Genomic DNA, 25,482 nt, shown 5'->3' with positions numbered 1-25,482 from the left:
AAAGGCGACTATCATTGAATCGATAAGCCGTGACGCACCCGGCAAAGGGCTGTCACCGCTCCAGGGCTGGTTTTGCGAAGCATTCATGGCGTTTCTAAGCCGGACGTTTTCTTACGCGCACGAGACACACGAGAACAAAAGTCTGCTAGCGACTTTGGCCACGTGTCTCTACGCATACGGCTATTGCAACGGTAGGTTAGAATCAGGGAACGCTGGAACTCGATAAGTGACCGGGCAAGAATGACCACGGTCGTTGTGCAGGCGTGGTTCGGATTGGAGCGATGGTGACGAAAATGACTATAAAACCCAACAAGATTTTGCTGATCGCGGGATATCTCCTGCGCCGCGCAGCGGGCGGAGGGAACGCAATCGATCGCAACCCTCTCGCTCGCTTAGGCTCGACCTGTCCCGCAAGCGGGAGAGGTGAATTGCGGTGCAAAGCCGGTTTGTTTTTGACAGCCTTTGCGTGGGGGCTGTTAATCAGTCCAGTTTGGTCACAAGAAGTCGCGGCCCCTGAAGCGGACCGCGAAATCAAGAAGGCTGATGTTTTGGATTGGGTTGATGGCTTGAATGCATCCAGTCGCGCACGTCGGACGGAATCCGAAAAGAAGCTGATTGAGGCGGGGCCAGACGTCTTAAAGTGGCTTCCGGAATCGGGCGATCGGCTTTCCATCGAGACCGTGGAACGACTCGATCGTATCCGTGAAAAGCTGACAAAGATCCGAACCAAGAATGAATCGAAGTTGGAATTTAGCCAAATTCGATTGGGGAAAATTTCAAACCTCGGTGAAGCTCTCGAAGCGATCAGTCGTGATAGCGGTGTCGAGTTTGAACACGACGCTGATGAATCGATCGCCGTGTCACCGATTCCCACACCACTTCCGTTCTGGCACGCTCTTGATTTCGTCTTAGACGCGGCAAAATTGGATATCAACTTTTACGGCGGCGATGAAAACACGTTGAAATTAATCGCTCGCGCCAAAGGCAGGCCTTCGCGAGTGGACTCGGCGGCTTACGCAGGCGTCTATCGAATCGAGCCGACTGCGGTGACAGCTCGCCGAAATCTGAACCAACCCGATCTAAGCGGTTTAAACGTGGCCGTGAAAATTTCTTGGCAACCCACGACAACACCGATTGGCTTGATCATTCCCGTTCCTCAATTGTCCGGCAGGCTGAGTGATTCATCGCGTTTGAAACCGCAAACCACTAGCGACAAAATTGACGTGGCCACCAACAGCGATCTGGCGATGAGCGAATTCTATTTGCCAATGCAGTTGCCAGCCGACCAACCCAAAACAATCAAGTCTCTGTCAGGTGTGGTGCGTGCAATGTTGCCTGGTAAGCGACAAACGTTCGAGCTTGCATTGTCAGAAACCGCTGCGTCGAAGACGATCGATGCAATGACGGTGACGGTCGAGGCGGTTCGCAAGAACGGACCGCTTCATGAAATTCGTGTCGGCGTGGAATTGAAGAACGCGGACCGGTCGTTGGAAAGTCATCGACAATGGATCTTTGAGAACGCGGTGCATGTCTTACGTAAAGATGGTTCTCGTGCCGATCACCTTGGTTATGAAACCTATCGTCAAACGAGTTCAGGCGTAGGCATCGGTTATCTGTTTGATCTGGGCGACACGGTTGGTGAATCAACGTTGATCTACAAGTCGCCGACCGCGGTAATCCAAAACGAGGTTTCCTTCGTGATTCAAGACATCCCAATGCCATGATCTTTGTTTCAAGATTCTTTGCCACTGCTTGCGCACTTCTTTCGATCTCAACCGCGATTGCGGAAGAGAAATTTGGTCCGGACGATCCCGTGGCGGCGGTCGATGGCAAGCCAGTTTTTTTGGGTGAGCTGAATTTGATCCTTCGGCCAATGGCGCGAGGAAGATCAATTGACGAGTTACCGATCGATGTCCAACGTGCGGCAGCGGTCGTGCTGGTTCGCCGACATCTGGCACTACGAGCGCTGCGCCAAAAAGGTGGCAGCGTGGTGGAAACCGCAGTTGACCGATACGTTACCGAAAAAACAAAGGAGCTGGAACGAATCGGATCCAGCGCCGGCGAAATAGCGTCGAAACAGTCCGCGAATCAGGAATCGCTTTTGCGAAGCTGGGCGTGGGAAGCCGCATGGAATCTCTACGTCAAAACTCGGCTGACCGAGAAGAACTTGCGTCGTTTCTATGACCAGAATGTGAGTGCTGGCGATCCAACGTTTGACGAGTTGACTGACCAGGCGAAACTGCGACGCGATGCAACCAACGCACTGTTTGACGCGTTAGTCGCAACGCAAGCCGATGTGAAGGTTCAGTGGTTTATCCCAGCGCTACGTCCGCCGGTGGATGTTCAGGTCGTGCCGTCAAAGTAGAGTCGGCTTTCGTTGTCAACTTGTCACGCCCCTTGAAAGTAGGCCGTAGCGAGCCATAGCGAGTTACGGCGGTGCGCAGATTGCCGTAACTCGCTTTGGCTCGCTACGGCCTACATGCTGGCGGAGCATAACCAGTTTCTAAGAAAGTAGGCCGTAGCGAGCCATGGCGAGTTACGGCGGTGCGCAGATTGCCGTAACTCGCTTTGGCTCGCTACGGCATACATGCTGGCGGAGCATAACCAGTTTCTAAGAAAGTAGGCCGTAGCGAGCCATAGCGAGTTACGGCGGGGCGCGAATTGCCGTAACTCGCTTTGGCTCGCTACGGCCTACATGCTGGCGGAGCATAACCAGTTTCTAAGAAAGTAGGCCGTAGCGAGCCATGGCGAGTTACGGCGGTGCGCACATTGCCGTAACTCGCTTTGGCTCGCTACGGCCTACATGCTGCGTTGCAATGATTTTCATCAGGGCCGGCAGTGGCTGGGACAAAGCGACAAGCCGGGTAACGCGCCAGCACCTATTTCTAGTTGATTTCTAATTATTGCGATCTCTGGGTAGCACAACAGATGAATGCAATATCACAATGAATCAATTAAATTGAAACATGCGTTTGCAAACTGGACAGACAATGACTGAACAATTCAATCGAACCGTTGTGCAGATGGTGAATCTCGTCGGTTTTGTAGTGTTCGCCGTTTCCTGCCATTGCACTGCGTTTGCTCAGTCGCCAGTAACTGCCGCCGAATCGCCGTTCGTTATCGTGCTTGGCATTGCACAAGATGCGGGTTACCCGCAGGCCGGTTGTCGCAAGCCGTGCTGCGCAAAAGCGTGGAATGAACCGAGTCTGCGACGACATGCATCGTGCCTGGCGATTGTGGATCCCATCAGCAGCCAGCGATGGTTGATCGAATGCACGCCGGACTTTCGCGAACAGTTCCATCAACTTGACGCGATCGTTCCGCCCAAACGTGGTCTTGGTATCGATGGGGTTTTCCTGACCCATGCACACATTGGGCATTACACCGGATTGATGCACCTGGGCCGTGAAGTCATCGGGGCCGGCGCGATATCGGTTTTTGCGATGCCACGAATGAAGCACTTTCTTGAATCAAACGGTCCATGGAGCCAATTGGTTTCGGCAAACAATATCAAGATTCACGAACTCCTCGAATCCAGACCCGAAAGGATCAGCGAACGAGTCCGCGTCACGCCGATTCTTGTTCCGCATCGTGACGAGTATTCAGAGACGGTCGGCTTTCGCATCGAAGGCCCCAATCGAACAGCGATCTTTCTTCCCGACATCGACAAATGGGAACGATGGGAAATGAAAATCGAAGACGTTCTGCGATCGTGCGACGTGGCTTATTTGGATGGGACGTTCTTCGGCAACGGCGAATTACCGGGCCGCGACATGTCAACAATCCCGCACCCTTTCATCGAAAACAGTATCAAGCGTTTCAGTAGCCTGCCGGATGACCAACGATCCAAAGTGCGTTTCTTGCATTTCAACCACACCAATCCAGTTCTCGATCCGAAAAGCGATGCCGCCAAAACAGTCCGCCAAGCTGGACACCATCTCGCCGTCGAAAATGAACGCTTCGAGTTGTAGGCGTTGGACCGTCAGCATCGGTCTGGGCCAGGAAGGATCTTCTACTTATTTGTATTGAAGCGATGCTCCGTCAGGATAGTTTTCGCATGCATTCCTGCGGCTTGGCTTGAAAGGCTTCTAGACTTCTGCAAAACGTTAGAGCCGAAATTTGATATCATCATGCTCGCCCAAGAAAACACCCGAACAAATTTGAAAGTATCCCTAAATGGCTTATCCTCGCGTTGCCAGCTTTAAGTCGCACGAAGCGTTTGTCGATCGTTTGACGCAACTTGAAATCGACCTTCCCAGCGATGCTGAAATGTTTGCTGGTGATCAGTCGCCTTTGGCATCGCCGATTCGCGTCGATGGACTTGATGTTGGAAATCGGTTTTGCATTTTGCCGATGGAAGGTTGGGATGGAACCGTCGATGGAAAGCCCACGGATTTGACGCGGCGTAGATGGCGGAATTTTGGGATCAGTGGTGCCAAGTGGATATGGGGCGGCGAGGCGGTTGCGGTGCAACACGACGGTCGTGCGAATCCGAATCAGTTGGTGATGAACAAAGAGAACGTCGGCGATATCGAATCGTTGAAGGACGATTTGTTTGAAGCTCATGCGGAGCGGTTTGGAAAGACTGATGACTTGCTGGTTGGGTTGCAACTAACGCATTCGGGTCGCTGGGCAAAACCTAACGACAAGACGAAGCCCGAACCCAAAACGGCTCAGCGAAATCCGGTCTTGGACAAACGTCTGGGAATCAACGACGATTCATCGATGCTGACTGACGATGATTTATCGCACTTGATCGAGTCTTTTGTTTCGGCGTCGGTGATGGCCCAAAAAGCTGGCTTCGCTTTCGTCGATGTCAAGCATTGTCATGGATACCTTGGGCACGAACTTTTGTCTGCGGTTGATCGGCCGGGACGTTTTGGCGGCAGCTTTGAAAATCGGACACGATTTTTGCGTGAGATCGTTTCGGGCATTCATGCCGAAGCACCAGGTTTGAAGATCGGCGTGCGCGTTAGCATTTTTGATTACCTGCCTTACCGCAGCGGTGAAGACAAGGTTGGCGTGCCTGACGACGGCGACCCAAGATTGGCGTTTGGCGGCGATGAGCAAGGTTTGGGCATCAATTTTGACGAGCCATCGATGCTGATGGAATTGATGGAGCAGCTTGGCATCGAAATGGTTTGCACCACCGCCGGCAGCCCCTATTACAACCCTCACATTCAACGGCCAGCCTACTTTCCGCCGAGCGACGGCTACGGACCGCCGGAAGATCCATTGGTCGGCGTTGCTCGGCAAGTTCAAGCGACCGCCGACTTGAAACGTCGCCATCCTGGCATGACGTTTGTTGGGTCTGGTTACACGTATTTGCAAGATTGGTTGCCCAACGTCGCGCAGGCCGTGGTTCGCCAAGGCATGGTGGATTCGGTTGGCTTGGGCCGCATGGTTTTGTCTTACCCGGACCTGCCCGCGGACGTGATCGAGGGAACGCCGATGACGCGAAAAAAGGTTTGCCGAACATTCAGCGATTGCACCACCGCGCCTCGCAAGGGAATGATCAGCGGCTGCTACCCGCTTGATCCATATTACAAGGCGATGCCCGAACGGGAATTATTGAAGGCAGCGAAGGAATAGCTCGTCACGAACGTGTCCCAACGCCGCGAAGCGATCCTAAACCGTTTAACCGCGTGGGCATCGCCCCGCGCGTCGTGCTGAAGGAAACGTGCTGAACGAAACACTGAACCAAACACGCGGCCCCAAAACGCGCGGGGCGATGCCCACGCGGTTAAACGAAATAAGGGTTTTGCTGGATCAAATCTCTTTACCGCGTTGCAAGTGTCCCCTGCCCTTGGAGTCGCTTTTGCGCTAAAATGCTTAGCCACAGTGACGGTTAAGAATCCTTTTACATCCCCCAACGAAAACTATGCCTGAAAACGCTCCACGCGATATCAAACGCGTCGCCATTCTCTTTGCGGGTGGTCCAGCTCCGGCTGCCAACGCGGTGATTTCAACTGCCGCGTTTTCGTTCCTCGAAGAAGGTGCACAGGTATTCGGCATCAAGCACGGGTACAGCCGTTTGGCCGAGTACACCGCAGCCGGTCCTTTAACCGAAGGCAAAGACTACATTCGGTTCACCCAAGACACGCTAACCAACATGCGTTGCAGTCGCGGGATCCTGATCGGTACGGCTCGCACCAACCCCGGAAAACATGTCAGTGCACCCGAGCATTTGGAAGACCCCGAACTGGTCGCGCCGCTGCGTCGGGTTTACGAAGGCCTGTGCAGTTTAGAAGTCGATGCCCTGATTTCGATCGGTGGCGATGACACGCTGAAGACGGCGAACAAATTAAAACTTTTCCAAGATCTGCTGCCCGCCGGTTCACGCAAGTTCCCAATCGTTCACCTGCCCAAAACGATCGACAACGATTACTCGGGAATCGACTTTACGTTTGGATTCTTTACCGCCGTCGAAACGCTGGCTGAAGAAATCCGCAATCTCAACTATGACGCTGCCGCGGGGCGTGCTTATTTCTTGTGCGAAGCGATGGGGCGAAGCGCCGGATGGCTCGCTTATGGTGCTGCGATCGCGGGCGAAGCTTCAATGGTCCTAAGTGTCGAAGACGTTGCCGGTTCGCTTGCTGACGAAGAAGTCATCAACGCTGAAACGGGCGAAACACGAAAGGTGATGGCGATGGACCGCGTGATCGATCGCATGGTCGATATGATGCTGGCCCGCGAACGTGAAGGACGCGAATACGGAACGATCGTGGTTGCCGAAGGGATGGCGGAATACTTGCCAACGAAATATCTGGAAGGCGTCACGCGAGACGATCACGGACACATCAACATCGCAACGATCAATTTGTGCGCGATCATGTCGCGATTGCTTGCCGATCGCTACAACGAGCGAACAGGCAAGACTCGCAAGGTCAATGGTTTGCAAATGGGTTACGAAGCCCGTTGTGCGCCGCCGCATGCCTACGACGTGATGCTGGGTTCGCAGCTTGGTGTTGGGGCTTACCGAGCATTGGTGGAAGAAAGACTAAACGGCGTAATGGTTTCCGTTTCGGGACAACTCGATTTGCACTACGTCCCGTTTGAAGAGCTGGTGGATCCGAAGACATTGGTGACCAAGGTTCGGTTTATCCAGCCCAATTGTGACTTTCATCGCCTGGCTCGGTTCCTGGAAACCTGCGTCGATAGTTGATTGGGCATTCTGAAAGTTTTTTCGGAACCTAGCGCGAAGGGCGAGGTTGAATGAGTATCGGAACAACGTTTCCGATTCTATTTCCAAGAACACCCTTCGCACGTTGGAGCCCACCATGCGTCACATGCTTTCCCGAACCAGCCTCGTCTCTTTATTTGCGGCCAGCTTGATCGCTTCGACCGTGTCCGCGGCACCACCGGAAGATCGCCCTGAACGGCCGGATCGCCCTGAACGTCGAGGTCCGGGCGGTGAACGGGGACCGCAACGGATGGCAGCGCCACTCTTTGCTGCTCTTGATGCGGACTCGGATGGGACCATCAGTGCCCAAGAAATCGAAAATGCAACGGCATCGCTAAAGAGTCTCGATAAAGATGGCGATGGATCGCTTTCCGTTCGCGAATTGATGCCAGCCGGTCGCGGCATGGGACGTCAAGATGCTGGAAACGGCGACATGAAGCGACGTGGAAACCGGCAAGGCGACCGTCCAGCAGACGGCATGCGTGGCAAGGGGAAACGTGGCGAAGGAAAAGCGGGCAAAGGGAAACGCGGCGAAGGCAACGCAGCCGGAAAAGGTGCTGGCCAACGTGATCCAGCGATGATGTCAAAGTTCTTTGACAATCGTGACAGCGATGGAGACGGCAAACTGTCGGGCGACGAAATTCCTGAACGTATGCAAGGCCGCCTCGACCGCGTTGACACCGACCAAGACGGCGCAGTCTCGCTCGAAGAAATGCAATCGGCGATGTCAAAGATGGGCCAGAGAGGCGGACGAAAGGGCGAAGCCAAGGTTGCCGGCACGCCTGGTGGCGATCGCCCCAAACGCCCCGCGGCTGAATAGACGTACAAGTAGGCCACCAAGTAGGCCGGAACAAGCTCCGCGCAGTTCCGGCAATCCGATAACCTACGACTCAATTGCCGGAACAGCGCGGAGCTTGTTCCGGCCTACGGGATTGCGAACCTATCACGCTGTCGCTTCTGCGAAGACAGGCGTCAGCGGCGTCCACTCAATTTCTTTCATCAGCTCTTGAGTCATTCGGACCGCCGACGAATCGTCCTCGACGATCGGTCGCACGATTTTGACATCCGCGTTTTCCAATTCGATTCGCTTGCCATCGCTATCAGTGACGACCGGCAAGCTGAATCCGTTTCGCGGGCGGCGGATCACGGTAGCGGCTTCTCCGTTACTCAGCTCGACTTGACTGCCCAGTGGAAACAACGATTCGACTTTCAAGAAAGCTCGAATCACTTCTGGATCAAACATTCCTTTGGCTGCTTGGTGCAACAAAAACGCGAGCGCGTCATGGGGCACCAGCGCCGGACGATGGCGAGTGCGTGACGTTAACAGCAGGTAGCTGTCAACCACGTTCAAGATTCTTGCGTACTGATGGATTCGACATTTGTGCAAACCGCGTGGGAATCCCGATCCGTCAAACTGCTCGTGCAACTGAGTGATCGCCAGCGAAACGCTATGCGGAACTTCCATCATGCTTTCGACGCAAGCAGCGGCCACCAGCGGATGCTTCTTATATTCCCAGCGTTCTTCATCGCTCATCCAGTCATAGGGCTGTCGCAAGGATCGATCCATTACCATCAACCCAACATCATGCAGCAATCCGGTCAGGCCACACTCAGCAGTTTTCTGACCACTCAACCCGACCTCGGCAGCGACCGCCATTCCCAGCACCGACAAACGAGTGCTGCGGCGAGACAATTCTTCGTCCTCTAGCGATTGCCCCAACATTCCGACCGCGTGGTCTTGATCATCAACCAAGCTGTGAACGTATTGATCCGAAAGACTGACAAGAGATGAAACGCTGCGGAGCGATTGTGTACACAACTGGTTCCGAACCAAATCAATCTGCTGGGAAGCTTTCGCCAGATTCGATTCAAGAACCTTTGTGTTTTCGGGGTTCAGGTCTTCGTCGAACCGATCCACCATCATGTCCTTCAACGGCCGACTAAACATCGCCGCCTTGGTCTGACGACTATCAGTCTTCGGTTTTGGCTTCTTACGATTCCCGCCTTTCAATAAGGCAGCGTCGCGTGGATCAACTTCGATCGTCGTGATGCCGCGGTCTCGCAAACCGTTGATCACATGCTCACTGATCCGCGTATTCGCACCGACCAGCAAGACTTCGGATTCATCTACGATCGGACGGCTGCAGGACACGCCTACAGAAATGTCGTCAATCGAAATGGAGATGAGTTTTCCTGCCATATCGCAAGCCTATGTCAACTCAGGTAGCGTCAACGTGGAATTGTGGATGCGTACACCGCCACAATGGGGACAACGATCGACTACGCTGATTTTGCGAACTTTCACGGGTGGTTTGATGGCCGCCGAGGTGCTCAAATCGCACTCGTTATGTCCATCCAATCCGAACAATCCGTCAAAGCAGAACTCGGCGTCGTCGATATCGGTGTCATTGGAGGTGGGATTGTCGGACTTGCAACGGCTCGCACCCTGCAGGACCGTTTTCCCGATGCTCAAATCGCGCTCCTAGAAGCAGAGAAAGAGGTTGCACGGCATCAAAGCGGCCATAACTCGGGCGTTTTGCATTCAGGCATCTACTACAAACCTGGTTCCCAGAAAGCAGCTCTGTGCCGTCGCGGAAAAACGCTGATGGAAACCTTCTGTCAGCAGCATCAAATCCCGTGGGATCGGTGTGGCAAAGTGATTGTGGCAACCACGCCTGGGGAACTGGATCAGCTTGACAAGATCGCTCAGCGAGGACGTGAAAACGGCGTCAGCTTTGAACAGATTGACTCGGTCGCGCTTCGAGAATTGGAACCATCCGCTGCCGGGATTTCGGCGCTTCATGTTCCCGAAACTGGGATCGTAAATTACGCCCAGGTTTGTCGGCACTTGGCCGAACTGATCAAAGCCGACGGGACAACCGTCCGAATGCAATTTGAAGTTTCTGAAATCACGCGAACTGGCAACACGCTTCGTTTAGTTTCAAACAAAGGCGACTCAATCCAGTGTCGCCACCTGATCAACTGTGGCGGACTCCACAGCGATCGCATTTACCGGCAATGCATTGCCGATGCCAGCGGCGAAGCAAACAGCATCCGCATCGTGCCGTTCCGCGGCGAGTACTACGAACTGACCGATCAGGCGAAAGGTCTTTGTCGGAACTTGATCTATCCAGTACCCGATCCATCGTTCCCTTTCCTCGGCGTCCATTTCACTCGCATGATCGATGGCGGCGTCGAATGCGGTCCGAACGCGGTGTTTGCGTTGTCGCGATCCGGCTATCGATGGACCGACATCAACCTTCGCGACACGCTGGAATCGTTGAGCTATCCGGGGTTCCAGTCACTTGCCAAAAAGCATTGGCGAAAGGGGCTTGGCGAAATCCACCGTTCTCTTTCCAAGCGAGCCTTCGTCAAAGCGTTACAAAAGCTGATCCCAGAAATTCGCGGTCGCGACTTGAAACCAGGGCGAGCAGGCGTGCGTGCTCAAGCGATCGACGCAGACGGAAACCTGATCGACGATTTCCTGTTCAAACAAACGCCGGGCGCGATTCACGTCTTAAGCGCACCATCGCCCGCCGCAACCGCGTCGCTGGCGATTGCCGAAACGATCGTCGATCGATTTGCCGAACAAGAAGGTTGGTAGGTTTCAGTTTACGTTAAACCAAAACTCTAAATCTGAAAATTCATCGCGTCCTCGAACACTTCGCTATCGCTTGCCGCGCCGCGAACCTTCAATTGAGGTTTCTCTAGCACCACCGTCGTGCTGGGCGACACCGATCGGGTAATCCAAACACTTGATCCGATCACCGAATCGTGGCCAACGATGGTTCGGCCACCCAAGATCGTTGCGTTGGCGTAAACCACCACGCGATCTTCAATCGTTGGATGACGCTTCGATCCGCGAATCAATTGACCGTCAGCATCAGTCGGAAAACTGAGTGCGCCCAACGTCACGCCTTGGTACAACTTGACATGCTCGCCAATTTCGCAAGTCTCACCGATGACCACACCGGTGCCGTGATCGATGAAGAAGTAATCACCAATCGTTGCACCAGGGTGAATATCGATGCCAGTTTCCTTGTGCGCCCATTCTGTCATCATGCGAGGAATGAAGGGAACGTCCAGCATCACCAATTGGTGGGCGATGCGGTAAATCGTGATCGCCTCGAATCCGGGATAGCAGAAAACGATCTCGTCGGTCGTGTGAACCGCAGGGTCACCGTCGTAGGCCGCCTGCACATCGGTCGCCAACGTGCGCCGCAAGTCTGGAATACGTTTTAACAACTCGATCGCCATCGCTTGGCCTTTGGCCTCGAAGTCGACGTCGGTTTCGCAATCGGCATGATTGTTATGAACACGTTGTTCGTGACGCAGCGCCCGTGCAATCTCAGTCGTCAATTGATCGTGCAGCGTATCGATCAAACCGCCGACGTGATATTCGATGTTGCCCAGGTGCAGCCCCACTTTTCGTCGGTATCCCGGATACAGGATATCTTTCAGGTTCATCAAAATTTCGACCACGCCGGTGTAACTCGGCAGTGCGCAGTGCCCCAGATGGTTGATCGAATCTTCGGGCGTGTAGGTCGCCACGATCTGCTCGGTCAACCGAGGAAGCTGTTCTTTGAGTCGAAAGTCGGATGCCATGTCGATGACCTGTGCTGTGCCTAAGACAATGCGTGAAAAGGGCGAACGTTCGGTGGCTGGTTTGTTGGATACTTAAATCAGGATACAAAAAAGACCAGCAAGGTGATCCCTCGCTGGTCAATTTGTTTTCTCGAGCGAGTTTACAGGCGGCATCAAAATGTAGCTGATCCCGCCAGGGCTCAGTCCTCGATCGGTCTAGCCCAACTGAACCCTGGCGGGATCAGCGACGGTTTAACTAGCGTCCGATCGATGGTGGGTTCGCCATCAGGAAGTCACGTGGACCGCGAGTCGTGTAGTAGGGGTAAGCGGTCTGTCCGGTGGGTGGTCCGGGCGTGAAAGCTCGGTTGTTCAATTGAGCACCCGCGTTGTGACCCAACGGCCCCGGGTTGAGGTGTTGGCTGTATCCCAGACCGCCTTGTTGCCATCCGAAAGGTCCAGCGATGCAGCCTGGTCCGCCGCAGCCGCCACAATTTCCGCCCTGGCATGAACCATAGCCGCCATTGCAGTTGGCATTCTTGCATTTGAAACCAGCGATGCCGCCGATTCGGCCCAGGATTCCGCTGCCGCAAGTCGAGCAGCCGCACGGACGACGGTTCGCCATCTTGGTCAAAATGCCAGACGAAGTTCCGCCGCAGGTTTCGCAGCCGCCGCAATCGCCTGATCCGCAATCACCCATGCCGCAATCACCCATCCCGCAGTCACCCATCCCGCAGGATCCAGTGTTGCAGGTGCCGGTTTGGCAACTACCGCAATCACCGCCGCGAGTGTTATGACGTAGGCAGCCGGTCGATCCGACCAGGATGATCGCCAACAGCCCCAATCCAAGGATGCGGGAAACCAGGAATTGATTTTGTGGAAGCTGCAGTCCAAGTCGTTGTCGAGCCATTGCGATATCCTTCGGGAAACGCCGTGCCGCAATCGAGTATGCGGACGTGGGTTGTTTTAAGTGTGCGGGTGTTGTCAGACTTCGTTTCTGCCAGCGAATCGAAAACTGATTCACCGCACTCTTGGCTTCGGCCGTTTCACCCGGGTTGATTCACACAATCGGTGTGACCAGACCAGACCAATCCAAATGGCAACGGAATAGACACCGCAGAGTCCCTATCTTTCCCCTCCCCCATCTGGTCATCAGCGTCTAAATCGACTTCCCGCCGCATTTTCGCTGCTAACGGTGTTAATCCCGTTGTTGTTCGGGGGCCGTTGGTGGGTCGATTCAGTAGCAGCCCGAAATGGGGTATCTTGCGTCGGTGCGGTTCGCTAACTGCTGTCTTGGATAAACCGACGACAGCCGCAGCGGATCGCCAAGGTTTCGCTGACCCCACCCTCTTCTCCAAAAAGAATGCAAGGTTTCTCCGTTAGATAGTCGCCAGACGTCGTCGGTGTTTTTCAAAGTCGCCAATTCATCAACACGACACCAGGAAACCCGGCACGTTCGGGACGTGGTGGTAGTGTTCAAAGTCAACTTGATGAAGCCATCTTGAACAACTGACAACCCATAAAAATACGTCCGATCGCAATCCGATCGACCAACGTTTTGCCTACCTTCCGGAGTCTCCCGCCCAATGCTCATGCGTCAACCGAGCCCCACCCTTCAATTCGCCTACTCGCCTCCCTTCGGTGCGTCGCTCAACGCCGGTGGAGTCCAGTTTTCCGTCTTCAGCCGATCGGCAACCGAAATGCGATTGCTGCTTTACAACAAAGTCAGCGATCGCGAACCCACGAAAGTTATCGACTTCAATCGCGAAACCGATCGATGGGGCGACGTCTGGAGTTTGACGGTGCCGGGTCTGGAAGCAGGCCAGCTTTACCACTACCAAGCCAGCGGCCCTTGGGATCCCGAGCACGGTCATCGGTTCGATTCGACCGCGCGGTTGATCGATCCTTATGCCGAAGCTTTGGCGGGCGAATTCCAAAAATCAACCGATGGAATCATTCGGCCACCCAAGTGCGTTGTTGTCGAAGACGACTTTGATTGGGAAGGCGACCGGCACGTTCGCCACGACATCAGCGAATCCGTGATCTATGAAATGCACGTCAAAGGGTTCACCAAAAGCCGCACCGCAAAAGTCGATGCCGGTGGTTCGTACTTGGGTGTGATTGAAAAGATTCCGTACCTGAAATCGCTCGGCGTGACCGCAGTCGAACTGATGCCGATCAACGAATTTCCGATCAAGGATATCTACGGCAAAAAGATCGAACGCGCCAACTATTGGGGCTACGACTCGATGGCGTTCTTCTCGCCGCACCGAGGCTACGCCCATGACAAGACTCCCGGTGCCCAGGTCAACGAATTCAAGTCGATGGTCAAGGCGCTGCACGCTGCTGGCATCGAAGTCATCTTGGATGTTGTCTTCAATCACACCTGCGAAGGAAACGAACAGGGACCAACGCTGTCGTTTAAAGGACTTGAAAACCAGGTCTATTACATTCTGTCCGAAGGCCAGCATTACTGTAACTACAGCGGCTGCGGAAACACGATCAACGGCAACCACCCAGTCGTCCGCGAAATGATCTTTCATTGCCTTCGTCACTGGGTCCACAATTACCACATCGACGGTTTCCGTTTTGACCTCGCCAGTATCCTTAGCCGCGACCGAAACGGCGACCTGATTCCTAACCCGCCAATGGTCGAACTGATCGCCGAAGATCCTTTGCTGGCCGATACCAAGATCATTGCCGAAGCTTGGGACGCTGCGGGTGCTTACCAGGTTGGCAGTTTTGGTAACCATCGCTGGGCCGAATGGAACGGTCGTTATCGCGACGACGTTCGCGGTTTTTGGCGAGGCGATTCAGGCACGCTGGGAGCCTTGGCGACACGGCTTGCCGGTTCAAGCGATCTGTACGAACACGATGGACGTCCACCGTTTTGCAGCATCAATTTCATCACCAGCCACGATGGTTTTACGATGAACGATTTGGTGTCGTACAAAGACAAACACAACTTGGCCAACGGCGAAGAAGGACGCGACGGCGACAATCACAACATCAGTGATAACTATGGCGTCGAAGGTCCAACTCGCAAGAAAGGCATCAACACGATCCGGCTGCGTCAGATCAAGAACATGCTCAGCACGTTGATGTTGTCGCAGGGTGTGCCCATGTTGGTGATGGGTGATGAAGTTCGCAAAACGCAAAAGGGCAACAACAACGCCTACTGCCAAGACAACGAACTGAGTTACTTTGATTGGCGTTTGGTGGAAAAGAATAAGGGTCTGTTGAGGTTCGTTCAAACCTTGATTCAGTTCCGTCGCGATCAACCCACCGTTCGTCGCAAAACGTATCTGACCGGCCAACCCGTTGACGGTCGAACGATCCCCGATGTTTCCTGGTACTCGCCCAATGGCCGACCCTTGGATTGGGGACAACAAGACCTTGCAATGGTCGCCTACATCGCTGCACCAGCAAAAGTTGATGACCTGGAAGGATTAGGCCGCGACATGGTGTTGATGTTCAACAGCACCGGCCAAGACCGTGAATTCCACCTGCCGGAAATCGGGCGTGGAATGCGATGGAACCTGTTCCTGGACACGGCTGCTGATTCGCCCAACGACATCTACCCCGACGTCGATGGCCCGATGCCACCCGGCGGCCGAGAAATCACGATGGGCTGCCACTCGATGCGAGTGTTCGTCGCCCAGGGTGAGTGAGAAAAAGCAGCTAGCGATTAGCGATTAGCGATTAGCGGTTAGCGGTTAGCGAATAGCTCAAGTACCAAAAATCTTGTGGCTAATTGCTAATCGCTAAATGCTAATAGCTAACATCTCCTCTCCCCCTTGTCTAAACAGGCATAATGCCGAACACTAACGCCGTACATTATTCACTTCGACGGAAAGACCAACCTATGGCCGCCAGTTCGTATCAAAACTACCAACGCCAACGCCAAATGACGCTCGGCGACTTGTTGATGGAGAACCGGATCGTGTTTCTCCAGGGCGAGATTCACACCGGGAACGCGAACGAAATCGTGATGAAATTGCTGTACTTGCAGAGCGAAAATCGCCGCAAGGATATCCATTTCTACTTGAATTCCCCCGGCGGTTCCGTGACCGCAACCCTGGCGATTTACGACACCATGCAAATGCTGTCATGCCCCGTCGCGACCTATTGCGTCGGCGAAGCATGCAGCGGCGCGGCCGTGTTGTTGGTCGGCGGTGAATCCGGCAAACGATTCTGCCTGCCCAACAGCCGCGTGATGATGCACCAGCCCTTGGGCGGCGTCGGTGGACAAGTCAGCGACATCGAAATCCAAGCTGCCGAAATGTTCCGCTATCGCGATGTGCTCAACGAAATTATCGCAAAGCATAGCGGTCAAACGGTTGAGAAAATTGCGGCCGATACCGATCGCGATTTCTTCCTCGGTGCCGAAGAAGCCAAAGCCTACGGACTCGTTGACGACATCCTGACCAAGCCACCAAGCGAAGGCGAAGAAGACTGAGCAAAGACGCCCGGTCCAACTCGTAGCGGAAGTCGCCAAGACTTTCGGCACCCTTGTAAGTCACCAATCCAAAAATACCAAAGCATTACCATGCCCATTCCCTACGTCATTGAAAAGTCGGGCCGCGAAGAGCGAACTTACGACATCTACAGTCGCTTGCTCAAAGACCGGATCATTTTTCTAGGCCAACAAGTTGACGACCACATTTCAAACGCGTTGGTCGCGCAAATGTTGTTCCTGCAATCCGACGATCCCAAGGCCGACATTCACCTTTACATCAACAGCCCCGGCGGATCGATCACCGCCGGAATGGCGATCTACGACACGATGCAATTTGTCTCGTGCGACGTAGCGACCTATTGCATCGGCCAAGCCGCATCGATGGGCGCGGTTCTGTTGACCGCCGGAGCCAAAGGCAAGCGATTTGCATTGCCCAACGCTCGGATCATGATTCACCAACCGCTTGCCGGCATGCAAGGCACCGCACGTGAAGTGGAAATCCACGTCGCCGAACTACGCCGCATCAAGCAGCGCATGAACGAGATCATGATCGAACACACCGGCCACTCGCTCGAAAAGATCGAAGAAGACACCGACCGAGACCGTTTCATGAGCGCCGCCGAAGCCACCGAATACGGCCTGATCGACAAAGTCGTCTCCAAGATCGACGAAAAGTAAGCGATTAGCTGTTAGCGATTAGCGATTAGCGATTAGCTTTTTCCAAAACCTACTAAGCTAATTCCTAATTCCTAATTCCTAATTCCTTCCCCCGCCCCCTTCGTCTAGCGGCCCAGGACGTCGGGCTTCTCAGCCCGAAACGCTCGTTCGAATCGGGCAGGGGGTATTGCTGAAATCGCAGCAGCTAATTTCGTGAGCCGCGACGCGTAAGCGGCCGGGCCTCCGCGCACCTCCTCGCTATTGCCCTATCCCCACACCACACCCATGTGAGCCGCGACGCGTAAGCGGCCGGGCCTCCGCGCACCTCCTCGCTATTGCCCTATCCCCACACCGCACCCGCGTGAGCCGCGACGCGTAAGCGGCCGGGCCTCCACGCGCACCACCTCGCTATTGCCCAATCCCCACACCGCACCCATGTGAGCCGCGACGCGTAAGCGGCCGGGCCTCCACGCACCTCCTCGCCTTTGCCCTATCCCCACACCGCACCCATGTGAGCCGCGACGCGTAAGCGGCCGGGCCTACACGCACCTCCTCGCCCTTGCCTATCCCCACACCACACCCATGTGAGCCGCGACGCGTAAGCGGCCGGGCCTCCACGCACCTCCGCGCCTTTGCCCTATCCCCACACCGCACCCGCGTGAGCCGCGACGCGTAAGCGGCCGGGCCTACGCGCACCTACCCGGTGAAACCAATGCGTGCCTTACGGCCCACAGCTCTCCCTTGCTGCATCAACCATCAACTAAATCAGCGGCCTCTCGCAGGCCGGATGGAACCAAAGCGACATCCGGCAACGCGGTTGCATTCCGTCACCGCGTAACCAGGGCTGACGCCAGAGCCACCGCGGCCGTCTCGATTCGGTAAATTCTCTCGCCCAAATTGATCCGCGAAAACCCATTCGTCCCCGCCAACCCAACCTCGCCATCGGTCCAACCACCCTCAGGGCCAACGGCAAAAACAATCCTGGTTTCCGATTTTAAATCAGATCCAGACACGCAATCTTCGCCTTGATGCGCGATCACGCATCGGCCTTGTTGGGGACTCTGGAAAAACTCTTTTGATGTAATCGGATCTGCAATCCGCATCAGCACATTACGTTCGCACTGCTTGCACGCTTCGACCACCACTCGACGCAGCTTGTTGATTAACGAAGGCGACGCAGCCCGCTGGGTTCGCTCCGCCGTGATCGGTGTCACGCTTGCGACCCCCAGTTCCGTCAACCGCTCAATCAACTCCTTCGCGCGATCCGGTTTCGGCAGTGCCACGCCCAGATGCAAATCCACCGATGGCATACGAGTGATTCCGCGTGTAGCACCCGACACACAAACGCACTCCGAACGCCCCAGCGACTCGATCGTCGCCTCAGCCTCGTTCCCCACGCCGTCAAACAAAGTGATCGAATCACCGACATTCGCTCGCATCACTCGACTGGCATGGCCGGCCTCCTCACTGGAAAGCGAAACCAGTCCACCTGCCGCCGCAAGCTCGTTACAGAAATAGCGTCGAGTCATCGAATCAGTTTCACGAGAAGATAGAGGGGCCTGCTACAGCACTTTCAAGTTGCCCACCCCATCTCGCCGATCTTAACATCCAACAGCCGCCACTAACAACCAACAAGTAGCATGGCCCCCCGGGCCGTGTACCACCCACCCCAACAAGTAGCATGGCCCCCCGGGCCGTGTCCCCCCCAGCATGTCCCCCCCAACACCTTCAAAACCAAGCATGCCCCCGACGCCCCCCCTCCTCGCACCGACTCAGCAAAACGCAATCGCATTGATTGAAGACTTCGTCCGCAGCGGCAAGCCCTCAACAGTCCTCCTTTCACCGCGCGGTTGCGGAACAACGACACTCTTCCAAGCACTCGTGCAGTACCAAGGATTTGGCGATCACCCGATCGAATTCATTTACCGAACGGTCCGAACCCAACGTTCCGCCCAGTCGTCATTGCCATGCGCACTCGATCGACTAACTCACCGAATCGTCTTCCTGCTCGACCGAGCGACCCCGCCCGAAGAAACCCGCACACTCGCCTTACAAACCGATCGAATCCAATGGATTCAAGCGAACGCACCTTCGCGGTTCGCCACATCGACTCATTCAAGCAAACCATTGCAACTGCCACCACTCAGCCAAGAACAGATTCGACGTTTCATTGAAATGCAAAACTTCACAACCGCAGGCCGTTTGGTACGATTTTCCAACAAAACCATCAACAACTTCGCCACCCAATCCGGCGGCCGTCTCAGAGACCTCATCCCACTGATACGTTCACATCTAGCCAGCAATTCGTCCCACAAAAAACGCACAAAATCGCCAATCACCATCGCATCCTTCGCCACGCACCGACAATCAAACCACCCATATCCCAAAGCCGCATAACACAGAACCAAGCTTCGAAACCAATAAATCCCACCCACAATCAACGAACCCGCCCCTCAGCCCTGGCGTCCACCCCAACGGTTTGCTAAATTCCCACACAAGCGAGCAATCCCCGCCCGCACCCCTAGCTCAATTGGATAGAGCATCGGTCTACGGAACCGAAGGTTAGAGGTTCGAATCCTCTGGGGTGTACTTTCCTAAAGCCTTTCAAGCAAAGCCTTTAGCTTCAAAAGCTCCTCAGCGTTAAGCTGGGGAGCTTTTTCTTTTCGACCCACTAATCGACCCACTAATGCATCCGTAGGTGCTTCAGTGGTCATCTTTTGACGTACTTCGCTGGCAGCAGCCTGGGCCGACCGCGTCGCGCCGTAGTACTTCTCGGTGGTGGCAAAGTCTGCGTGCCGCATCACGACCTTCAGCGTCTCAGCCGTCACCCCTGCGTTGATTAAACGCTGGGCACAGCCGCGACGAATGTCGTGAGCACTGGCGTACTTCACCCGCGATTTTGTTCGCTCATCTTCCGTGCGAACAATCACGCCTGCCTCTTCGCCAATCATGGCGATAATGCAGCCCACACGGTCCTTGGTTAGTCGCTGTGATCGTGGTGTCACAACGCTTCCCGTGCCTCGCTCGGATCGTTCCTTAGCTTTGGCAATCGCCTTAGCAGGAATTGAACCGGTCGAAACTTTGAATTCACGGCTCCGCCGGAATTTCATTCGTTTGAGCCAATTGCGGACGGTCGTCTCGGTCACACCGCACACGGCGGCGATCTCAAGATTGCTGTACCGCTTGGCCCAAGCGATCAGATCGCTACGGCATGGCTGGAACCAGACCGATTCGCCCTTCACCTGACAATGCAGGGGTGGGGGATCGACGATCCAGCCACTTCTCTCTTCAACAGGAACACTGCTCAAGAATTCGTCCAGCTCGGGGAGCATGGGGATCTCTTGAACCTTGCCGTTCTTTTGGGAAGAGGGGACAGTGATGGTCGGAAAGACTCCCGGCTGATTCGACCAAACCGGACGAATATGCCGTTCGTCTTCCCAGTGGAAATCCATCAGGTCACCGACGCGGAATCCACTGAACCAGACAACTCGCAACGCGAACTGCCAAGCTGCCGCTTCATCCTTGCCAACCAACTTGTGAGTCACGGCAAGCATGCGATCAAATTCCTCCCCGGTGATGGGGCGTCCTTTCATCACATCGTTGACGCTTAGTCGTTCAATATCGGGCACCCGTTCGATCCATTCCCGCTTGGCGCAAAAGCGAACGAACGCCATCACGCTAGCGGTTGTGCTGTTGACGGTATTGGGAGAACGAGAGTCATAGCGACACTCATCCCCGGCCAACAGTCGTTCTTGCAGGTACTCAATCATATCCAACGTCATCACATGTTTGACGAGCAACTCGCCGTCCCGACCTCGATCATCGAAGTAGCCTCGAAAGATCCGTTCGGCGATTCCCAACCGAGACCGAGAATGTTTGAACGAGTCTTTCTTGGTTCGAGCGGTGCGGAAGTGGCGGTACTTTTGGTAACACCACTCCCACGTCTTGTCATCCGTTTCAACTTCTGCCTCCGACGAAATCGCGACGCCTACCACGGCGGGCCGCGTTCGTTCATCGTTGGCCGAGACGGCTCCACCAGATTGAACGTAGCTACCATCGAGCAATCGCTCGCGGCATTCACGCATCAATTTGCGAGCCTCCCTGCGGTCACGAGTACCGCAGCTACGACGAATCCGTTTGCCACGGATCGGACAATAAAACTGCAAGACGTAGCCCGTCTTGTCCGCTTTGGTAAGCGGACGATTCGGATACACCTGCACGTTGCCAAGTTCCGGTTTGCGCGGCATGACAACCTCCTTTCGCTATTTGTTAAAGATCTGCCTTGGGCTCTCCTTTGGTTTCCGCGTTTCGTGTGAGATGCTCGATGAGGGCTTGCCCGGTCACCCAACGCGAGTGACCGACTACCGAATAGGGGCAGCCTTCAGAAAGAAGCTTATCCCAATACTTCTGTGACACGCAAAGCTTTTTGAGAAGCATTTGTTTGCTGTACGCTTCATTGACGTTGATGACGCCGACGTCGATTTGTGGCATGGATTTGATCCTTGTAGTTCAAAAACGGCAGAGTCCACGGAAACCAGCAACCGGCTCCCGTGAACGCTGCACAAAGAAGGGGACGGGGGACTTGGCTAGGCGGGTTTGTCCGCCTCAGCCAGCGTTTTCGGCTGAGCTTCCGTCGCCTTGGACCGCACGCGAATCGCTGTCGCCATGCACTTGAAGCAAATCATCGCATTCTGAAACAGTCCGTCGCTAAAGGTGGCTTTCACACATTCGCGATCACGCTGGCACCAGATACAGTTGGCCTTTTCTTCGTGGCCACTCAATACAACTTTCATCTTGCAACTCTCCATTGCAGTAGGGGGAAACAACAGTCGGCAGCGGAATGTCCGCCAACGACGTTGGAAAAAAGAGTGAACGTCTGGGAAAAGAGACGTTCGGGAGAGTTGGCGATACGCCAATGAAATGAACCGGTGAAGGATCAAGGAACGCGAATTCGCGTCGCAGGATCATTCGTCCCAGTTTCGCCCGTCGAGCAAGCCGACAAGCATTGGCAAGCAGTTACGGCTGCCTGCCAAAGTCAGTAGAAGCCAAGCTAACGCCTTTCTTCAATTTCTTGATGATGCCGTTCAGCACAAGTGCCGCAGCGTTGGTACTGAAGACTGAATTGGTCGTCACCTAAGAACTGATTCCATGCTTCGACCAATGGTTCGCTTATATTGCGATATTGCTCAGAAGCGATGGAATAAATTCCGGAATCGTCATAGTCGCCGATCAGAGCGACCCGATCGCCAGCCCAACGGCCAACAATCGATTCGTTAGGAATCGGCATCGACATACCTTCTCGGACGACGCCTTTGGCAATGATATCCGCGATGTTGTCGCCATCTTTCAGTTCGACAACCTGCGGTTCTTGGCCACCATAGTCGCCACCACCAGTGCATCCGCTTTGCCGAAGCAGCAGCGTAAAAACAGCACCTTGCCTATTGGCTGCCCATTCCCAAAGTTTGGCACCGCCACCGATGCACCAAGGGCAAACGAATTCCTTTTTGTCTGTGTTCACGGGTTTGAAATATTGTCCCATAATCGAATAGTGTTAAGAAATAGTAATGCAGCGAGATCCAAGCGACGCTGCCCGACCAACCTCAGTCTGCTTCGCCCACGTCCGTAACCGTGACGTAGAAAAACCTGAGGTGGTGTATCGATATTCGCTCAATGAGCGTTGGGTGATTCAGTAAGCAAAGTCGCGGAAGAAACGATTTGCAGAAAGTCTGGCACAAAGCCAGTCATTTCACTGGTGGCATCGCAAGGTGCATTCAGCAGAATGCCGCATGTCGAATTCGCCCAGTGCGTCAACGCTTCGCGTTGATGATGAGGGCCATCAGGGTAGCCCTCATGATTTCTAAGTGCCTACTCGCTGGCAGGCTGTTCGGACTCCCGCTTCAAAATCTCTCTCCACGCTGCGGTGGTAACTTCCGATAGCATCGGCAAGTCGTCACGCGAAAACGTGTTGGTTGACTTGAACCCTTTGCCATCCTTGTACGAACGGCTGACGGTCACCTTGAAGAAGGTTTGTCCTTTTTCGGTTTTGTTCTCGAACACACTTGCCGAGATCCCGCGAAGCCGAAACTTTTTTACGGGTTGATTGTTTTCGTTGGACTCTTTGGTCATAGGTAATGGGGGAAAGAAAAAGAATTCACGCTGACACTCCAATGGCGTCACATCGTCCCTGAACTCTGCAACGAGCTACTGGAATTGTCAGCGTGTTCGGTTGCTGCCTTCGCTTTCACCAACGGAACAAGGTCATCGTGGTGACAACAGCGAAACAGGGGAGCGGTAAGTAAGTTTTCGGCGGTCAACGTTTCAAACGATCCAAAGCGATACGCTTCTAATGCGGCGTCGCCTTTGTTCTTTTTGGCAAACGCATCGCGAAGCTGGCGAGCCCGTTTCTCCGTCGGCGCGACAAACAGCACGAAAAAATAATCAAGAGTGGTGTCGGGGAAGTGCTTGCGATGCCCCTTGTTGGCGAAGAAACGTTGGTACCCAGGCGTTTTACGTGCAGCTACCCGATCGTGAAAGTACGTGTCGCGATCCAATTCGACGTAGAAAGCAGCACGGTGTCCCAGAGTTTCGATTTGAAATGCGGAGTCAGGGGCGCAAACGAGTTTCCCTGGATTGCCAAGCTGGGTCAGTAGCTTGAATCGCTTCTTGGGATCGTTTTCATCGTCGTTGACGTAGTCGTCTTCGTTGATCCAGCGTGTCAGCGAGATGTCTTCATTCTGTGCGAGTGCTTGGTCCAGCATGATATGAACGTCACTGACGCCAATGTAGTGAAACAAGTGTTGCGGCTGCGATGGCTCGATTGGCTTCCGCAAAAACGAGTCGTCGTCGTAGTGGGCCGCCAAGAATTCCCGTCCGGAACGAGTGAGGTGGTACACGGGACTCGCAGCACCATCACGGGCATTCACGACCAGCATTCGACGCTTGCGGACCAAACCTTCGTGTCCCATTTTCGTTAAGCGACGACGGGTGACGCGTCCAGTTGAATCATCCGCAAAGCAAAGCGAACGCAGTTGACGTGAAGTCAGCAGGAAGTACCGCGCCAAGACGGAAAGAGCGTCGATATCTCGGGGTTGAAGTTGCATCTTGCAGCGGTCTCTAAGGGATTGCAAAAACTGACTCGGTCGCTGAAACGACCAGTATAAAGATAGAAGAGCAACGGAGCGTTGCTCTTCCAGTGAGTCAGTCTCCAAAGAGACTCAGTTCAGCCAGTGAAAAAGCTGGGAACACCGTAAACGGCGTCGCATAGCCAGTTCGCCTAGCCGCCAAACGATTTACTTGACACGGCAAGCATCCGAGTGGCATTCTTACCTCACTATCGGAACGTCAACGCAAAGTTGCCGATACCGATAAAGACGTAACTTACAAAAAGTATACGCACCAAAGCAGGGCCGGGCAAGCCGGCCCCCTTCTTCGTTTGGTGTGGTCCTCCTAGCCAGTTAACAAAACCAAGTACAACGTGAACGCTGAACCGAGCCAACGCAAAGCTCAAATGAGCAAAGCGAGTCATCCATGAAAAAATTGTATCCATGTCAAAGCGTGGTAAAAAAATATCTAACCCGAAGGTCGAAGCCGCAGACAAACGCCCGCCAAAAATCCACCGTGTTGGGTTAACGGAAGGTCATTTGCGACTGACGCCATTAGAACCTGTGTGAAATCGGTTTTCAACAGCAGCAGGGCCGGAGTAGGGGACGGCTCGAAACGGTCGGCCTCGATGGCCGGCGGTTTTGAAGGGTGCAGGGGCGAAGCGAACGGGAACGATATGTCGAACGGCAATCGAATCGTGACCGGGAAGCCAAGCCCTTGCCCCAAGGGATTAGCGTAGCGTCGGGCGTCCGCGAACTGGTGAGCGGTGAGCCGCCCGGAATGCCTTGGGGCAAGGGGTTGCGAAGCAAGCCCGCTGCACCCTAACCCTGCTGCTGAATGGGACTTACGTCAAACCGCTAATTGACCGCAGTTGGACACGTGATGGTCACCGATGCGGACACGACACGGACAGCTTTGGATTGACAGAAATGCGGGAAACTTTGTACTCCGGATGTTAGGAGCTCGTTCATAAAGGAAACCAAGATGTCGCTTTTAATTTCTCTCGCTGCATTGCTGGCGGCACTCGTATCGCTGGGTCTTCAATTTGCCGCTTCAGAAAGTAAGGACGGAACGCTCGGGCATCGAGAGGCGGAATTTTTCGATGTGAAGAGATCTTTGGCTAGACGATTCTTTCAGTTTGCCGCTGTCTCACCACTCCTTCTGGGTGCCTTCACCCTGCTCTGGGTTCATTCATTGAGCAACGAATTGACGCAGGGACTACCGGCTTGGCTTAGCGTCGCTGTTACTTTGGCGACCGTGTACTGCTTGGCAATCATGATGATCGTATGCCGTGATCTGTATCGTTTGTCCAAAGCCTTGCGACCGTGCAATGAAATGTCGATCACAGAGTTCGTTCAAGCTTTCAAGTGATGATCGTACACTAAGAGTATTTGGCACCTGGAATCGGTTCAACGCTGGAGGCAACCGAGGCACCTACCAACGAGACTGTAGCAACAACACAAAAAAAGGATTGCGCAAGCGAGCTAACAGGCGTATCATG

The 25,482-nt window shown here is 54.4% G+C and carries 21 protein-coding genes and 2 tRNA genes; 13 read left to right on the top strand and 10 right to left on the bottom strand.

The features are described from left to right. The first annotated feature begins 293 nt into the window (after nt 1-293). The 6 genes from RC85_RS00430 (at nt 294) to RC85_RS00405 (ending at nt 8,003) form a co-directional block, all read left to right on the top strand. Nucleotides 294-1,724, top strand: coding sequence for a hypothetical protein (locus tag RC85_RS00430; RefSeq protein ID WP_235033181.1), 1,431 nt, complete (start codon nt 294-296; stop codon nt 1,722-1,724). Next, nucleotides 1,721-2,365 carry a hypothetical protein gene (locus tag RC85_RS00425; protein ID WP_068257895.1) on the top strand — a complete coding sequence of 215 codons (645 nt, stop codon included), beginning with the start codon at nt 1,721-1,723 and terminating at the stop codon, nt 2,363-2,365. The genes RC85_RS00430 and RC85_RS00425 overlap by 4 nt, the downstream gene beginning before the upstream one ends. Nucleotides 2,366-2,990: 625 nt before the next feature. Further along, on the top strand, nt 2,991-3,971 hold the full coding sequence (locus RC85_RS00420; protein ID WP_084422241.1) for an MBL fold metallo-hydrolase: 981 nt from the start codon (nt 2,991-2,993) through the stop codon (nt 3,969-3,971). A 205-nt stretch (nt 3,972-4,176) separates the two neighbouring features. Further along, on the top strand, nt 4,177-5,592 hold the full coding sequence (locus tag RC85_RS00415; RefSeq protein WP_068257894.1) for an oxidoreductase: 1,416 nt from the start codon (nt 4,177-4,179) through the stop codon (nt 5,590-5,592). A 289-nt stretch (nt 5,593-5,881) separates the two neighbouring features. After that, nucleotides 5,882-7,165, top strand: coding sequence for a 6-phosphofructokinase (locus tag RC85_RS00410; RefSeq protein WP_068257893.1), 1,284 nt, complete (start codon nt 5,882-5,884; stop codon nt 7,163-7,165). Between the two features lie 115 nt (nt 7,166-7,280). Then, nucleotides 7,281-8,003, top strand: a complete 723-nt coding sequence (locus RC85_RS00405) for a hypothetical protein (protein WP_149752613.1) — start codon at nt 7,281-7,283, stop codon at nt 8,001-8,003. Between the two features lie 123 nt (nt 8,004-8,126). Here the strand turns inward: RC85_RS00405 and RC85_RS00400 are convergent, their stop codons facing one another. Beyond that, complete coding sequence (locus RC85_RS00400; protein ID WP_068257891.1) at nt 8,127-9,383, bottom strand: HD-GYP domain-containing protein; 1,257 nt, start codon at nt 9,381-9,383, stop codon at nt 8,127-8,129. A gap of 147 nt (nt 9,384-9,530) precedes the next feature. Between RC85_RS00400 and lhgO the strand changes: the two genes are divergently transcribed. Further along, nucleotides 9,531-10,787, top strand: coding sequence for an L-2-hydroxyglutarate oxidase (lhgO, locus tag RC85_RS00395; protein WP_068257992.1), 1,257 nt, complete (start codon nt 9,531-9,533; stop codon nt 10,785-10,787). Between the two features lie 26 nt (nt 10,788-10,813). Here lhgO and RC85_RS00390 read toward each other — a convergent pair whose 3' ends face one another. Together RC85_RS00390 and RC85_RS00385 are read right to left on the bottom strand one after the other, a co-directional pair. After that, nucleotides 10,814-11,788: a serine O-acetyltransferase gene (locus RC85_RS00390; protein ID WP_068257890.1), complete on the bottom strand. Its 975-nt coding sequence runs from the start codon at nt 11,786-11,788 to the stop codon at nt 10,814-10,816. Between the two features lie 235 nt (nt 11,789-12,023). Beyond that, entirely contained in the window at nt 12,024-12,674 is a 651-nt protein-coding gene (locus tag RC85_RS00385; protein WP_068257991.1) for a hypothetical protein, read from the bottom strand. Nucleotides 12,675-13,350: 676 nt separating this feature from the next. Between RC85_RS00385 and glgX the strand changes: the two genes are divergently transcribed. From glgX to RC85_RS00365, 4 genes are all read left to right on the top strand, one after another. Continuing rightward, a complete protein-coding gene (gene glgX / locus RC85_RS00380; RefSeq protein ID WP_068257889.1) occupies nt 13,351-15,435 on the top strand; it encodes a glycogen debranching protein GlgX in 2,085 nt (694 codons plus the stop codon). Nucleotides 15,436-15,629: 194 nt separating this feature from the next. Then, the gene (locus RC85_RS00375; RefSeq protein ID WP_068257888.1) at nt 15,630-16,223 is read left to right on the top strand and encodes a ClpP family protease; all 594 of its coding nucleotides are present in this window, start codon (nt 15,630-15,632) and stop codon (nt 16,221-16,223) included. A 90-nt stretch (nt 16,224-16,313) separates the two neighbouring features. Beyond that, nucleotides 16,314-16,901 carry an ATP-dependent Clp endopeptidase proteolytic subunit ClpP gene (gene clpP, locus RC85_RS00370; protein WP_068257887.1) on the top strand — a complete coding sequence of 196 codons (588 nt, stop codon included), beginning with the start codon at nt 16,314-16,316 and terminating at the stop codon, nt 16,899-16,901. Between the two features lie 93 nt (nt 16,902-16,994). Further along, a tRNA-Arg gene (locus tag RC85_RS00365) sits at nt 16,995-17,067 on the top strand. A 640-nt stretch (nt 17,068-17,707) separates the two neighbouring features. Here the strand turns inward: RC85_RS00365 and RC85_RS00360 are convergent. Next, nucleotides 17,708-18,409, bottom strand: a complete 702-nt coding sequence (locus RC85_RS00360) for an RsmE family RNA methyltransferase (protein ID WP_068257886.1) — start codon at nt 18,407-18,409, stop codon at nt 17,708-17,710. 986 nt (nt 18,410-19,395) lie between these two features. Between RC85_RS00360 and RC85_RS00350 the strand changes: the two genes are divergently transcribed. Next, nucleotides 19,396-19,469, top strand: a tRNA-Arg gene (locus tag RC85_RS00350). A 5-nt stretch (nt 19,470-19,474) separates the two neighbouring features. Here the strand turns inward: RC85_RS00350 and RC85_RS00345 are convergent. From RC85_RS00345 to RC85_RS00320, 6 genes are all read right to left on the bottom strand, one after another. Next, nucleotides 19,475-21,127 (bottom strand): tyrosine-type recombinase/integrase, encoded by a 1,653-nt coding sequence (locus RC85_RS00345; RefSeq protein WP_068257884.1) that lies wholly within the window; start codon nt 21,125-21,127, stop codon nt 19,475-19,477. A gap of 22 nt (nt 21,128-21,149) precedes the next feature. Continuing rightward, the gene (locus tag RC85_RS00340; RefSeq protein WP_008702496.1) at nt 21,150-21,371 is read right to left on the bottom strand and encodes a hypothetical protein; all 222 of its coding nucleotides are present in this window, start codon (nt 21,369-21,371) and stop codon (nt 21,150-21,152) included. A gap of 95 nt (nt 21,372-21,466) precedes the next feature. Beyond that, entirely contained in the window at nt 21,467-21,673 is a 207-nt protein-coding gene (locus RC85_RS00335) for a hypothetical protein (RefSeq protein WP_068257883.1), read from the bottom strand. Between the two features lie 257 nt (nt 21,674-21,930). Beyond that, entirely contained in the window at nt 21,931-22,398 is a 468-nt protein-coding gene (locus RC85_RS00330; protein WP_149752614.1) for a hypothetical protein, read from the bottom strand. Nucleotides 22,399-22,745: 347 nt separating this feature from the next. Continuing rightward, the gene (locus tag RC85_RS00325) at nt 22,746-23,006 is read right to left on the bottom strand and encodes a hypothetical protein (RefSeq protein WP_068257881.1); all 261 of its coding nucleotides are present in this window, start codon (nt 23,004-23,006) and stop codon (nt 22,746-22,748) included. A gap of 47 nt (nt 23,007-23,053) precedes the next feature. Beyond that, nucleotides 23,054-23,980, bottom strand: coding sequence for a replication-relaxation family protein (locus RC85_RS00320; protein ID WP_068257880.1), 927 nt, complete (start codon nt 23,978-23,980; stop codon nt 23,054-23,056). A gap of 985 nt (nt 23,981-24,965) precedes the next feature. Between RC85_RS00320 and RC85_RS00315 the strand changes: the two genes are divergently transcribed. Continuing rightward, nucleotides 24,966-25,352, top strand: coding sequence for a hypothetical protein (locus tag RC85_RS00315; RefSeq protein ID WP_068257879.1), 387 nt, complete (start codon nt 24,966-24,968; stop codon nt 25,350-25,352). Nucleotides 25,353-25,482: the final 130 nt, after the last annotated feature.

Origin of the sequence: Rubripirellula obstinata (assembly GCF_001642955.1) — a bacterium.
In the GTDB taxonomy this organism is placed as follows: domain Bacteria; phylum Planctomycetota; class Planctomycetia; order Pirellulales; family Pirellulaceae; genus Rubripirellula; species Rubripirellula obstinata.
The sequence above is the reverse complement of the archived record's forward strand: the minus strand, read 5'-3'. Positions and strand labels throughout refer to the sequence as shown.